Here is a 12535-nt window from a genome sequence, read left to right as displayed (position 1 = left end):
GGGGTCAGGCGCGGAGGGCTTCGACGGCGTCAGCGAGGGCCCGCGGCACGTCCGGGACGAGGGTGTGTGCCCCGTCGCGCACGATGTGCCGGCCGCCCACGACCGTGTGCCGCACGTCCGCCGCTGTCGCGGCGAATACGGCCGTCTCGGCGCCGAGCCGCGGCACCGGCCCGGCGGTTCTGACCGAGTCGAGCGCGATCGTCGTGAAGTCGGCGAGCGCGCCCGCTTCGAGCGTGCCCGCGTCGGCCCAGCCCAGGGCCGCGTGGCCGTCGGCGGAGGCGGCGCGAAGGAGCGCCGCCGCGGTCCAGTGGCCGCGGGTGCGGGTGCGCAGGCGCTCGTTCAGCTCCATGGCGCGCGCCTCCTCGAACAGGTCGATGACGGCGTGGCTGTCGGAGCCGAGGGACAGCGGTGAGCCCGCCTGCTGGAGCGCGACGGCCGGGCCGATGCCGTCGGCGAGGTCGCGCTCGGTGGTGGGGCACATGCAGGTGCCGGTTCCCGAACGGCCGAGCAGCGCGATGTCCTCGGCGGTGAGGTGGGTGTTGTGCACGCCCGTGGTGCGCGGGCCGAGCACTCCGTGGTCGGCGAGGAGCCGGGTGGGGGTGCGGCCGTGGGCCGCCAGGCAGGCGTCGTTCTCCGCCGTCTGCTCGGACAGGTGCACGTGGAGCGGGGCCCGCCGCTCCTCGGCCCACCGCGCCACCGTGCCCAACTGCTCGGCGGGCACGGCCCGTACGGAGTGGACGGCCGCCCCGATCCGCGCGTGATCCCGGTCCTTGAGAAGTGAACAGCGTGTCGCCCAGGCCTCGGCGGTGCCGTCGGAGAAGCGGAGCTGGTGGCGGTTCGGGGGCTGCCCCCTGCGGGCGTCGAGGAGGCCGCCCGCGAGGTAGGCGGTGTCGAGGAGCGTGATGCGGATGCCCGCCTCCGCGGCGGCCTCGACGAGCGCCTCACCCATGGCGTTCGGGTCGGCGTAAGGGGTGCCGCCCGGCGCGTGGTGCACGTAGTGGAACTCGCCGACGGCCGTGACTCCGGCGAGGGCCATCTCGGCGTACACCGCGCGGGCCAGTGCGTGGTACGTGTCCGGGGTCAGCCGGTCCGCCACGGAGTACATGATCTCGCGCCAGGTCCAGAAGGTGCCGGAGCCGACCTGGACGGTGGAGCGCAGGGCGCGGTGGAAGGCGTGGCTGTGGGTGTTGGCGAGGCCCGGGAGGGTCAGGCCGCGCAGGATCTCCGCGCCGGGCGGTGGGCTCTCGGCGCCGGTGCGCACGGCGGCGATCCGTCCGTCCGTGTCCACGTCGAGGGCCACGCCCGGCTCCACGTAGGAGTCGAGCCAGGCGTGCTCCAGCCAGTACGTCGTGCCTCGCGAGCTCACTTGCAGGCCAGCCCTTCCAGTACGTCGGCGAGTGCGGTCACCCCGGCCACGCAGTCGTCCTCGGCGGCGTACTCGGCCGGTGAGTGCGAGACGCCCGTCGGGTTGCGTACGAACAGCATGGCGGTGGGGATCGTGGCGGAGAGGATTCCGGCGTCGTGTCCGGCGCCGGTCCCCAGGACGGGGACCCTCAGGTCCGCCTCCCTCTCCCTGCCCAGGATGCGGGCGATCTCGTTGCGCAGGGCGTGCTCGAACTCGACGACCGGGGTGAACGACTCCCGGACGACGTCGAGGTGGACGCCGTGCGCGTCGGCGTACTCGCGGGCGGCCTTCTCGACGCCGTGGACGACCGTGTCGAGGGTCGTCTGGTCGGCGGCGCGGGAGTCGAGCCAGCCACGCACGAGGGAGGGGATGGCGTTGACGCCGTTCGGCTCGACCGAGATCTTGCCGAAGGTGGCCACGGCACCCGCGAGCTGTGCCTCGCGGCGGGCGGCGAGCACGGTCTCCGCGTACGACAGCATGGGGTCACGGCGGTCCACGAGGCGGGTGGTGCCCGCGTGGTTGGCCTCGCCCCGGAAGTCGAACCGCCACCGCCCGTGCGGCCAGATGGCGCTGGCGATGCCGACCCGGTCGCCGGTCAGGTCGAGGGCGCGGCCCTGCTCGACGTGCAGTTCGACGAAGGCGCCGATCCGGGCCAGGCGCTCGGGGTCCGCCCCGATGGCGTCCGGGTCGTGGCCGGCGGCCTCCATGGCCTGCGGGAGGCTGGTGCCGTCCGCGTCCCTGAGCCGGTGGGCCTGCTCGGCGGTGAGCTCTCCGGCCGCGAGCCGTGACCCCACGCAGGCCAGTCCGAAGCGGGCGCCTTCCTCGTCGCCGAAGTTCACGATGGCGAGGGGCTTCGTGAACCGCGCGTTCCTGCCGCGCAGTTCGTCGAGCGCGGCGAAGGAGGACACGACTCCGAGGGGCCCGTCGAAGGCTCCGCCGTCGGGCACCGAGTCGAGGTGGGACCCGGTGACGACGGCGTCCCCCGCCGTGGGGTCGCCCAGCCAGGCCCACTGGTTGCCGTTGCGGTCCAGTTCGTGGACGAGCCCGCGTGCCTCGGCCTGCTCGCGGAACCAGGCCCGGCAGTCGGCGTCGGCCCCGGTCCAGGCGAACCGGCGGTAGCCGCCGGAGCCGGGGTGCCGTCCGACGGGCGCCAGCTGCCGCCACATCTCGTGGAAGGAGTCCCCTTTCAGCCCGTCCGGCGTCTGCGGACGGGACGGTCCGGGCCCGTCCGGGGTCTGGGACCGGATGCTCCCGCCGGGGCCGGGGGCAGCGTCCGCGCCGGGCGACGGCTGGTTCACTCGCCCTCCCGCATGGGAATGCGCACGCCGCGCTCGTCGGCGACGGATTCCGCGATGTCGTACCCGGCGTCGACGTGCCGGATGACGCCCATCCCGGGGTCGTTGGTCAGCACGCGCCGGATCTTCTCCCCGGCGAGCTTCGTCCCGTCGGCCACCGACACCTGCCCGGCGTGGATGGACCTGCCCATCCCCACCCCGCCGCCGTGGTGGATGGAGACCCAGGACGCCCCGGACGCCACGTTCACCATGGCGTTCAGCAGGGGCCAGTCGGCGATCGCGTCCGAGCCGTCGAGCATGGCCTCGGTCTCGCGGTACGGAGAGGCGACGGAACCGCAGTCGAGGTGGTCGCGCCCGATGGCGAGGGGAGCCTGCAGCTCACCACTGGCCACCATGTCGTTGAAGCGCTCGCCCGCCTTGTCCCGCTCCCCGTAGCCGAGCCAGCAGATCCGGGCCGGCAGCCCCTGGAAGTGCACGCGCTCACCGGCCAGTTTGATCCAGCGGTGGAGCGACTCGTTCTCCGGGAAGAGGTCGAGGATCGCCTTGTCCGTCTTGTGGATGTCGGACGCCTCGCCGGACAGGGCGGCCCAGCGGAAGGGGCCCTTGCCCTCGGAGAACAGCGGCCGGATGTAGGCGGGCACGAATCCCGGGAAGGCGAACGCCCGCTCGTATCCGGCGAGTTGGGCCTCGCCCCGGATGGAGTTGCCGTAGTCGAAGACCTCGGCGCCGGCGTCCATGAAGCCCACCATGGCCTCCACGTGCCGGGCCATCGACTCACGGGCCCTGGTGGTGAAGCCGGCCGGGTCCTTCGCGGCGTACGCGGCCATGTCGTCGAAGTCGACGCCCACGGGCAGGTAGGCCAGCGGGTCGTGCGCCGAGGTCTGGTCGGTGACGATGTCGACGGGGGCGCCCTCGGCGAGCATGCGCGGCAGCAGGTCCGCGGCGTTGCCGAGCAGGCCGATGGACAGCGGGCGGCGGGCGTCGCGGGCCTCGACGGCGAGCTGGAGGGCGTGCTCCAGGGAGTCGGCGCGCACGTCCAGGTACCGGTGCTCGATCCGGCGCTCGATGGCGCGCGGGTCGACATCGATACAGATCGCGACGCCGTCGTTCATCGTGACGGCGAGCGGCTGGGCGCCGCCCATGCCGCCGAGACCGGCCGTCAGGGTGATGGTCCCGGCGAGCGTCCCGCCGAACTTCTTCGCGGCGACGGCGGAGAAGGTCTCGTAGGTGCCCTGGAGGATGCCCTGGGTGCCGATGTAGATCCACGAACCGGCGGTCATCTGCCCGTACATGGTGAGGCCGAGGGCTTCGAGGCGCCGGAACTCCTCCCAGTTCGCCCAGTCGCCGACCAGGTTGGAGTTGGCGATGAGGACGCGCGGCGCCCACTCGTGGGTCTGCATGACGCCGACCGGCCGGCCGGACTGGACGAGCATCGTCTCGTCCTGCTTCAGCGTCCGCAGCGTACGGACCATGGCGTCGAAGGAGCGCCAGTCGCGGGCGGCCTTGCCGGTGCCGCCGTAGACGACGAGCTTGTCGGGGTGCTCGGCGACCTCGGGGTCGAGGTTGTTCTGCAGCATCCGCAGGGCGGCTTCCTGCTGCCATCCCAGGGCGCTCAGTTCCGTACCGCGTGGTGCTCGGACGGGGCGGGGTCCTGACATGGTCTGCCTCCTGGCGACTGGTGCGTACTTCGGACGGTGCCGCTCATACAGTGGATATTCACATCCTGATCTCCTGAATAGAACTAGTCAATACCTTCGTGGGCCAGCGGGGGCGGGGGACGGGTGTTTGGCTTGATGTATGGCTGCATACACAGACGCAGGGGACGCGGACCCGACGGACGGACAGCCGGGCGGGGATCCGCGCGGGACGGGCGAGGGTGCGGCCACGGCCGTGCGGCGCGACGCCGCCGTGCGCGCGGCCGTGCAACAGGGCCTGGTCAGCCCCGCCACTCCCATCGTCGGGCTCCTCGACATCACCGGCATCCGCGCCTCCGCGGCCGGCCTGCGGGCCGCCTTCGACGCGGTGACCGCGCCGGGTACGCCGGTCCTGCACGCGTTCGCGGTGAAGGCGACCCCCCTCGTGCCGGTACTGCGGCTGCTGCACCGGGAGGGCATCGGCATGGAGGTCGCGAGCCCGGGCGAGCTGGCCCTCGCCCGGGCGGCCGGGGTCCCGCCGTCCCGCACGGTCCTCGACTCGCCCGCGAAGACCCCCTCCGAGCTCCGGGAGGCACTCGCGCTGGGCATCGCGGTCAACGTGGACAACCCCCAGGAGCTGGCGCGCCTCGACGCGCTGATCCGGTCGGCGTCGACCCGCTCACCCGTGGGACTGCGGGTGAATCCACAGGTCGGCGGGGGTTCGATCGGCGCGCTGTCCACGGCGACGGCGACCTCGAAGTTCGGGGTCGCCCTACGGGACGAAGGAGCCCGCGAGTGGGTGGTACGGGCCTGCCTGGACCGGCCGTGGCTGACCCGGCTGCACACCCACTCCGGTTCGCAGGGGATGCCGCTGGACCTGATGGCACGCGGGGTGGCCGAGACGTACGGGCTCGCGGAGGAGATCAACGAGCGTGCCGGGCGGCGGCAGATCGACACGCTCGACATCGGCGGCGGGCTGCCGGTGAACTTCGGCTCGGACGACCACACCCCCGCGTACGCGGAGTACGCGCGGCTCCTCGCGGCGACGGTGCCGGGGCTGTTCGACGGGCGGTACGGCCTGGTCACGGAGTTCGGGCGGTCCCTGCTCGCCAAGCACGGGGTGGTGCTGGCGCGGGTCGAGTACGCGAAGTCGGCGGGCGGGCGCGCGATCGCGGTGACGCACGCGGGGGTGCAGGTGGCGGCCCGCACGATGTACGCGCCGGAGTCCTGGCCGCTGCGGGTGGCCGCGTACGACGCCAAGGGACGGCCGAAGACGGGGCCCGACGTGGTGCAGGACGTGGCGGGGCCCGCCTGCTTCGCGGGCGACCTGCTGGCGCAGGGCCGGTCGATGCCGCTGCTCGAACAGGGCGACCACGCGGCCGCCCTGGACACGGGGGCCTACTACTTCGCGCACCACTACGGGTACAACTCGCTCGCGCGGCCCGGCATCCACGGCTTCGGTCCGGACGGGTCGGGCGGGGTGCGGTTCGCGGTGGTCCGCTCGGCGCAGACGCTCGACGAGATCGTGGCGGAGTCGGGAGGCGCGCACGCGGAGGCGCTGACCCACACGTTCTGAGGCGCCCACGCCGGGCCCGGACCGGATGAGCTGCGGAGCGGCCGGGCTGCCGGGCTGCCGGGCGGTGGGGCGGTGGGGCGGTGGGGCTGAACCGCACAGGCATTCGGAGCGCGACTGCGGGAAGAACTCCCCCGGACGGGTCACCGTCGGGTCACCGATCGGGGGAGGTTCCCTTGTCCACCGCAGAAACCGCCGCGGGTACACCGGCACCGTCCGAGGACCCGGGGCTCAAGCGCGTCCTCGGCCCCCGGCTGCTGATCCTCTTCGTGATCGGCGACATCCTGGGCACCGGCATCTACGCCACCACGGGCAAGGTCGCCGGAAAGGTCGGCGGCGCCCTGTGGCTGCCGTTCGTCATCGGCTTCGTCGTGGCGATCCTCACCGCGGCCTCGTACGTCGAACTCGTCGGCAAGTACCCGAAGGCGGCCGGAGCGGCCCTCTACACGCAGAAGGCGTTCAAGGTCCCCTTCCTGACCTTCATCGTCGCGTTCATGGTGATGTGCTCGGGCCTGTCGTCCGCGAGCGCCGCGGCCCGCGCGTTCAGCGGCGACTACCTGGCGGAGCTGACGGGCGACGCGCTGCCGCCCACCCTCGTCGCGATCTGCTTCATCGTGCTGCTGGCCGCCCTGAACCTGCGGGGCGTGTCGGAGTCGGTGAAGACGAACGTGGTCCTGACGCTCGTCGAGCTGCTGGGCCTGCTGATCATCCTCGCGATCGGCGCGTACGCGGTCCTGACGGGTGACGGGGAGCCGTCCCGGCTGGGCGAGTTCGAGTCGGGCGGCACCGGCTACGCCCTGATCACCGGCATCCTGGGCGCGACCGCCCTGGGGTTCTTCGCCTTCGTGGGCTTCGAGGACTCGGTGAACATGGCCGAGGAGACGAAGGATCCCGTCCGCACCTTCCCGCGGGCGATCTTCGTCGGTGTGGCGGTGACGGGCACGATCTACGTCCTCGTGGCGCTCGTCTCGTCGCTCCTGGTCGACCACAGGGTGCTGGAGGGGTCGAGCGGTCCGCTGCTCGAGGTCGTGAAGGCGGGCGGCGTGGACTTCCCGCACGAACTCTTCGCGCTCATCGCCCTGTTCGCCGTCACCAACTCCGCGCTGATCAACATCATGATGGCCTCACGGCTCTGCTACGGCATGGCCAACGAACGCATCCTGCCGCGCGCCATGAGCCGCGTCCTGCCCCGCCGCCGCACCCCCGTGGTCGGCATCGCCTTCGTGACGCTCCTCGCGATCGGGCTGGTCTCCACCGGTGAGATCGAGGGGCTCGGCGACACCACGGCGTTCCTGCTGCTGTGTGTGTTCGCGGTGGTCAACATCGCCGTTCTCGTGCTGCGCCGCGACCCCGTCGACCACCGGCACTTCCGGGCGCCGACCGTGCTCCCGGTGCTCGGCGCCCTCACGGCGCTGGTCCTCGCCAGTCCGCTGGCGGACCGGCCGGCCGACGTCTACATCCGCGCGGGCGTGCTGCTGGCGATCGGCGTGGCCCTGTGGGCGGTGAACAAAGCGGTGCTCCGTGTACGGAGCGAGGACTGAGAAAACCCGCTCCGGGAGCACGGACCTGACAGGGTTGGCAGGACCGGGGAGCAACAGGGCAATCAACCAACTCTAGCCAGCCGCTGGCATGTTCCTCAGGAAAATGCCGGATCCCTCACCCCTCGCGCACACGTTGCGTAGCTTCGGCGTCACTCAGCTGAACCGACGGGCGGGAGGGAAGCACCGTGCCCGGAATCGACGAGTGCCTGCTGGAGGCCATGAGACTGCCCGGAGCCCGGGGAGCCTCGGTGGTCGACTGGACCAGCGGACTGGCTCTGGGCACGGTCGGGGACTCACCCAACGGGGACCACGAGGCCACCGCGGCCGAGGCGGCGGAACTCGCCCGCCTCGCCGCGGAACACAAGGCCTTCGCCCCCGAGGAAGGAGCCGACTGGTCCGGCGGACAGCCGCCGGTGGAGGACCTCATCATCAGCAACAAGGACAGCTATCACGTCCTGCGTTTCGTCCGGACGACCTTCGACAGCAGTGTGTTCCTGCATCTGTGGCTGGGGCGTTCGGACGGCAATCTCGCGCTGGCCCGCATCCGCCTGGGCGAGATGGCCGAACGGCTGGTGGTGGGGTGACCACGATGGAGGCCCGTCCGCTGCCGAGACCGGACAGACCCGACCGCGGCCCGTCGGACCCCGCGGACCCGCGCTCCGGCACCCCGTCCGTGCTCAGCCCCATGCTCAGCCGTCTCGCCGAGGAGCGCGCCACCGGCGTCCTGACACGGGAACGCGGCGTGCTGTACCTGGTGGAGGGGCAGGTGGTGCACGCCGAGAGCCCGGCGACGCCCGGGCTCGACGTGCTGCTCACCAGCCGTGGGGCGCTGGGTTCCGAGGGCTGGTGGGAGGCGGTCTCGGAGGCGGGGGCGGAGCGCCGCGTCGGACGGTTCCTGGTGGACAGCGGGCGGCTGACGGCGGGCGCCCTGGAGCTGTGCCATCTGGGAGCGCTGTACGACGCGGCGTTCTTCACCCTTGGTACGAGCAGCGGCCCGGCCCGGTTCCGCTACGGGGTCGCGCACTGGATCGGTCCCGTCCGGCCGGTGACCGTGGGTGCGGTGGAGCGCGAGACCGTGCGGCGCCGCGCCCTGCTGCACCGCATCTGGCCGGAGCCGGACACGGACACCGAGGAACTCGTCCGGACCGGCCGTGCCGTGGACGCGGCCCTCCCGCCGCGTCAGCGCACGGTGCTCGACCAGGTGGACGGGGAGCGGACAGCCTCCGACATCTCCCTGGTCCTCGGCCGCCCGGGGTTCCACACCCTGGTCGACGTCCGCCGGCTGGCGGCCGCCGGGATCGTGTCGACGCGCTCGCGGACGGTCGAACTCCGCAGCCCGGAGACCCCCGTGGCCTGCGCGCCCCCCGTTTCCACTGTGACCGCGCAGGCCGCGGAGGCCGCGCAGGCGTCGGCCGATCCCGACGTCGCCCTGCTGCGTCGGCTCAGAGACGCCTTGGAGGCCTTGTGATCCGCGCGCTCCGACAGCGTGCCGAGAGGAGACAACTGATGGCGGCCGAGGCCGAAGTCCTCGACGAACTGCACCGGTTGCGGGCGCGGGTGCCCCAGCTGACGGGCGCGCTCGCGGCCAGCGTCGACGGTCTGGTGCTGGCCCAGGACACTCCGGGCGTGGAGCCGGAGGGGCTGGCCGCGCTCACCGCCGCCGCACTGGGAGTCGCCCTGCGCATGGCGGACGCGACCGGACAGGGCGACTTCCGCGAACTGCTGGTGCACGGCGAACACGGCTACGTGGCGACCTACGTGGCGGGACCGTCCGCCGTGCTGACGCTGCTGGCCGGTGACCGGGCGAACGTCGGCCGGCTGCACCTCGAAGGACGCCGCTCCGGCACCCGGATCGGTCAACTCGTCGAGGCCGCCGCCGAGGCCCAGCCGGCCCCGGTGGCGCGGACCACCGCGAAGCCCACCGCGCCCCGCACCAGAACCGCGCGCACCGCGCGCACCACCACCGGGCCGACCGGCGAAAGCCGTTGAGCCCGGATCCACCGAACGAAAGGACAGGCACGACCATGACCAACACCGAGACCGCACTCAAAGAGACCCTGGCCTCCATCGAGGGCGCCACCGGGGCAGCCCTCGTCGACTACACCAGCGGTATGGCACTGGGCACGATCGGCGGCAGCAAGGGCTTCGACCTCACGGTCGCGGCGGCCGGCAACACCGACGTCGTACGCGCCAAGATCCGCACGATGGAGCACCTGGGTCTGAAGAGCGACATCGAGGACATCCTGATCACGCTCTCCGACCAGTACCACCTGATCCGGCTGATCAAGGGCCGCGGCGGCAACGGGCTCTTCCTCTACCTGGTGCTCGACGCCAAGCGGTCCAACCTGGCGATGGCGCGCCACCAGTTGAAGAAGATCGAGAGCGACCTGGAGGTCTGAGAGCGGGACCCCGCCCCGGTAGTCCGGGAGGGATCAGACCAGGACACCGCCCCGACGCCGCGCCCCACCGGGCGCGGCGTCGCCCGCGGCGATCCCGGTGGCGCGGTGGCCCCGGACGCGTTTGCCGGCGGGGCCCGCACCACGCCCGAGCCAGTCGACCCGCACCCACAGGAGCGACTCGGCCGTCCGCTCCAGCCGTCCGATCCAGGCCGCCTTGAGGCGCAGTCCCACCCCGGCGCCCGCGAGGAGCATCCCGCCGGCGGCCGGCACGGCGAACGCCGAACCGAGCGCCGCCGCGAAGGCGAGCAGCACCCACCACCGGTGTCCCCGGCGCCAGTTGCGTACGGTCACGGCGCGGTCCTGGAGCACGTCCTGCTTGCTCGCGCGGTCGGCACCGGCGGCGAGCGCCACGTACCGTTTCCGCCGTGCGAGCAGCACGACCGCCGCCGTGATCAGGAAGAGCGCGGCCCCCGCCAGCACTCCGATCCGCCGCCCCGTGAACCCGGGCACCAGCGCGCCCACCCCCGCCGCGACGACTCCGAGCCACCCCAGCGGGGCCGCTCCGGCCCGTACGACGACGGCCACCCGGGCCAGTCCCTGTCCTCCGCGCGCCACGATCCGCCTCCTCACCAGACGCCTGTTGTGGCGCGCAGATTAGCGGCCGAACGTGAGACACGTCTGAGAACGCCGCAGAAATCCGGCCGCTCCGCTGCTCCGTTGCTCCGCCACTCCGCTACTCCGCTACTCCACGAACAGGTTTCGCGCGGCGGCCCGCGCGTCGAACTCCTCCAGCCGCGACTGGGCGTCCGGCAGCCCGTCGCACATCGCCTCCAGCAGGACGCGCCCGAGGAGCATCGGCGCGCAGGCCGTGTCGAAGGCGAGTCCGGTCCCGACGGCGGCGGGCAGCAGCAGGTCGGACACCTTGGCGACGGGCGCGAACGCGGAGTCCGCGACCGTGACGACGGTCAGCCCGGCCTCCTTCGCGTACGCGAGGGTGTCCACGACCTCCCGCGGGTGGCGGGGCAGCGCGAAGCACAGCAGGGTCGTGGCCCCGGCCCGCACCGCCGCGTCGATCCGGTCGTGCGCCATGGTCCCGCCCTCGTCCAGCAGCCGCACGTCGGGATGGACCTTGGCCGCGAAGTAGGCGAAGCCGTACGCCTGGGCGGCGGCGGCCCGCAGCCCGAGCACCGGCAGCGGACGCGAAGCGGCGAGGAGCCGGCCGGCGCGCTCGACGGGACGCGGGTCGGCCAGCACGGAGGCGAGATGCCGGAGGTTCTCGATCTCGGCCTCGACAGCCTGCTGGTACTCGTTGTACGAGCCGGTGTGCGCGGCCGGCCCGGCCGGTGCGACCTCCCGCAGGTGCTTGCGCAGCGCCGGGTAGCCGTCGAAGCCGAGGGCGACGGCGAAACGGGTGACGGAGGGCTGGCTGACGCCGGCGAGCTCGGCCAGCTCCACGCTCGACAGGAACGGCACCTCGGCGGCCCGCCGCACCATGCTGTGCGCAATGCGCCGCTGGGTGGGGGTCAGCCGGTGGCCCTCGAAGAGTGCCTGGAGGCGCCCGGCGGGGCCGTCCGCCCCGCCCGTGCCGCCGTTGCCGGTGTGCGCTGTGCCGTCCGGGCCCGTGTCCATGTCCCTGTCCATGCCCCTATTCACGCTCGTGTTCCCGTCCACGCTCATGCCGTGCTCCCCCTCCAGATGTCCGTGAACCGGTCGAGCAGTGCGGCCGCCGCCGTCACGTCGTCCGTGAGCGGCCGGTCGGCCGGGTCCGCGTCGAGCACCGATTCGGCGATCTCCAGTGCCCGGCCCACCGGCAGCTCCGGGTCGGGACGCAGCTCGCGCTGGCGCAACGCCCGTACGGCGGCGACGAGTTCGCAGCCGACCACGAGACGGTACGCGTCGCACGCGCGCAGGGTCTGGCGAGCGGCGAGGGAGGCGAAGCTCGCCTGCTCCTCGACGCCCCGGGAGAGTACAGCGTGGCCGAGCGAGGCGGGCGCGGAGAAGGCCCGCAGGTCACCGAGGGCGGCCCCGGCGGCGTACTCCAGGATCATCACGCCGGAGGAGGCGGGCTCGTGGTCGGCGAGGAAGGGGCGCAGCCGGGTGTAGGCGGGTTCGTTGAGGGTGGACAGGCGTGAGGTCGACAGCCGGGCCACCTGGGTGAGGGAGAGCCTGAAGTGGTCGAGGGCAAGAGCGAGCTGGGCCTGGTAGAAGCCGCCGTGGTGGTAGGCGGCCATGTCCTCGGCGCGGATCAGCGGGTTCTCGGCGGCCGCGTTGATCTCGACGGCGAGGACGTCCTCCAGGGCGTCGGCCGCGTCGTGCGCCGGGCCGTGGATCTGGGGCAGGCACCGGAAGCCGTACGGGTCCTGGATCCGCCCGAGCGGCGGGGTGGGTCGGTCGGCCGCGCCGATCAGCTCCCGCATCCGGCGGGCCACTTCGGTGGACCCGCGATGCGGGCGGGCGGCGTGCACGGGCGCCGCGTACGCCTCGTGCGAGCCGTCCACCGCGACCAGGGACAGCGCGGCGACGACCTGTGTGGCCCCGATGAGTCCGCGCAGTTCGTGCAGGGCGAGCGCCGCCTGGCCGAGGGTGAGGGCGTTGCTGCTGATGAGCGCGAGGGCGTCGTTGTTGTCGAGCGGTTGCGGCTCGGGCGCGCCCACGTGGCGCGGCACACCGGCGAGCGCGGCCGTGGCC

General features: G+C 73.0%; 12 protein-coding genes. 6 read left to right on the top strand and 6 right to left on the bottom strand.

The window, feature by feature from the left end; genetic code table 11:
• Positions 1-4: 4 nt before the first annotated feature.
• From KUF83_RS12215 to hutU, 3 genes are all read right to left on the bottom strand, one after another.
• Positions 5-1366, bottom strand: a complete 1362-nt coding sequence (locus tag KUF83_RS12215) for a formimidoylglutamate deiminase (protein WP_374106050.1) — start codon at positions 1364-1366, stop codon at positions 5-7.
• A complete protein-coding gene (locus KUF83_RS12210) occupies positions 1363-2571 on the bottom strand; it encodes an allantoate amidohydrolase (RefSeq protein WP_217454668.1) in 1209 nt (402 codons plus the stop codon). The genes KUF83_RS12215 and KUF83_RS12210 overlap by 4 nt, the downstream gene beginning before the upstream one ends.
• A gap of 128 nt (positions 2572-2699) precedes the next feature.
• The gene (gene hutU, locus KUF83_RS12205) at positions 2700-4358 is read right to left on the bottom strand and encodes a urocanate hydratase (protein WP_217454664.1); all 1659 of its coding nucleotides are present in this window, start codon (positions 4356-4358) and stop codon (positions 2700-2702) included.
• A 139-nt stretch (positions 4359-4497) separates the two neighbouring features.
• Between hutU and KUF83_RS12200 the strand changes: the two genes are divergently transcribed.
• The 6 genes from KUF83_RS12200 (at position 4498) to KUF83_RS12175 (ending at position 9847) form a co-directional block, all read left to right on the top strand.
• Positions 4498-5910, top strand: a complete 1413-nt coding sequence (locus tag KUF83_RS12200) for a diaminopimelate decarboxylase (protein WP_217454663.1) — start codon at positions 4498-4500, stop codon at positions 5908-5910.
• 173 nt (positions 5911-6083) lie between these two features.
• Positions 6084-7448, top strand: a complete 1365-nt coding sequence (locus KUF83_RS12195; RefSeq protein WP_217454662.1) for an APC family permease — start codon at positions 6084-6086, stop codon at positions 7446-7448.
• Between the two features lie 185 nt (positions 7449-7633).
• On the top strand, positions 7634-8032 hold the full coding sequence (locus tag KUF83_RS12190) for a hypothetical protein (RefSeq protein WP_217454661.1): 399 nt from the start codon (positions 7634-7636) through the stop codon (positions 8030-8032).
• Between the two features lie 101 nt (positions 8033-8133).
• On the top strand, positions 8134-8916 hold the full coding sequence (locus KUF83_RS12185) for a transcriptional regulator (RefSeq protein WP_217454667.1): 783 nt from the start codon (positions 8134-8136) through the stop codon (positions 8914-8916).
• A gap of 38 nt (positions 8917-8954) precedes the next feature.
• The gene (locus tag KUF83_RS12180) at positions 8955-9437 is read left to right on the top strand and encodes a roadblock/LC7 domain-containing protein (RefSeq protein ID WP_217454660.1); all 483 of its coding nucleotides are present in this window, start codon (positions 8955-8957) and stop codon (positions 9435-9437) included.
• Between the two features lie 35 nt (positions 9438-9472).
• Positions 9473-9847 (top strand): hypothetical protein, encoded by a 375-nt coding sequence (locus tag KUF83_RS12175; protein ID WP_217454659.1) that lies wholly within the window; start codon positions 9473-9475, stop codon positions 9845-9847.
• Between the two features lie 33 nt (positions 9848-9880).
• Here the strand turns inward: KUF83_RS12175 and KUF83_RS12170 are convergent, their stop codons facing one another.
• The 3 genes from KUF83_RS12170 to KUF83_RS12160 form a co-directional block, all read right to left on the bottom strand.
• Positions 9881-10462, bottom strand: coding sequence for a hypothetical protein (locus KUF83_RS12170; RefSeq protein WP_217454658.1), 582 nt, complete (start codon positions 10460-10462; stop codon positions 9881-9883).
• Between the two features lie 126 nt (positions 10463-10588).
• Positions 10589-11476: a MurR/RpiR family transcriptional regulator gene (locus KUF83_RS12165; RefSeq protein ID WP_217454666.1), complete on the bottom strand. Its 888-nt coding sequence runs from the start codon at positions 11474-11476 to the stop codon at positions 10589-10591.
• Between the two features lie 44 nt (positions 11477-11520).
• Positions 11521-12535, bottom strand: a 1015-nt coding sequence (locus KUF83_RS12160; protein ID WP_254643733.1) for an aromatic amino acid lyase, incomplete at its 5' end; no start/stop codon positions are given.

The organism is Streptomyces sp. BV286, assembly GCF_019090165.1.
GTDB lineage: Bacteria > Actinomycetota > Actinomycetes > Streptomycetales > Streptomycetaceae > Streptomyces.
The sequence above is the reverse complement of the archived record's forward strand: the minus strand, read 5'-3'. Positions and strand labels throughout refer to the sequence as shown.

Coding starts and splice junctions, on each gene's coding strand:
- KUF83_RS12210 (WP_217454668.1), bottom strand. CDS start 2,571: ATGTGGCGGCAGCTGGCGCCCGTCGGACGGCACCCCGGCTCCGGCGGC.
- hutU (WP_217454664.1), bottom strand. CDS start 4,358: ATGTCAGGACCCCGCCCCGTCCGAGCACCACGCGGTACGGAACTGAGC.
- KUF83_RS12200 (WP_217454663.1), top strand. CDS start 4,498: ATGGCTGCATACACAGACGCAGGGGACGCGGACCCGACGGACGGACAG.
- KUF83_RS12185 (WP_217454667.1), top strand. CDS start 8,134: ATGCTCAGCCGTCTCGCCGAGGAGCGCGCCACCGGCGTCCTGACACGG.
- KUF83_RS12180 (WP_217454660.1), top strand. CDS start 8,955: ATGGCGGCCGAGGCCGAAGTCCTCGACGAACTGCACCGGTTGCGGGCG.
- KUF83_RS12175 (WP_217454659.1), top strand. CDS start 9,473: ATGACCAACACCGAGACCGCACTCAAAGAGACCCTGGCCTCCATCGAG.
- KUF83_RS12165 (WP_217454666.1), bottom strand. CDS start 11,476: ATGGACACGGGCCCGGACGGCACAGCGCACACCGGCAACGGCGGCACG.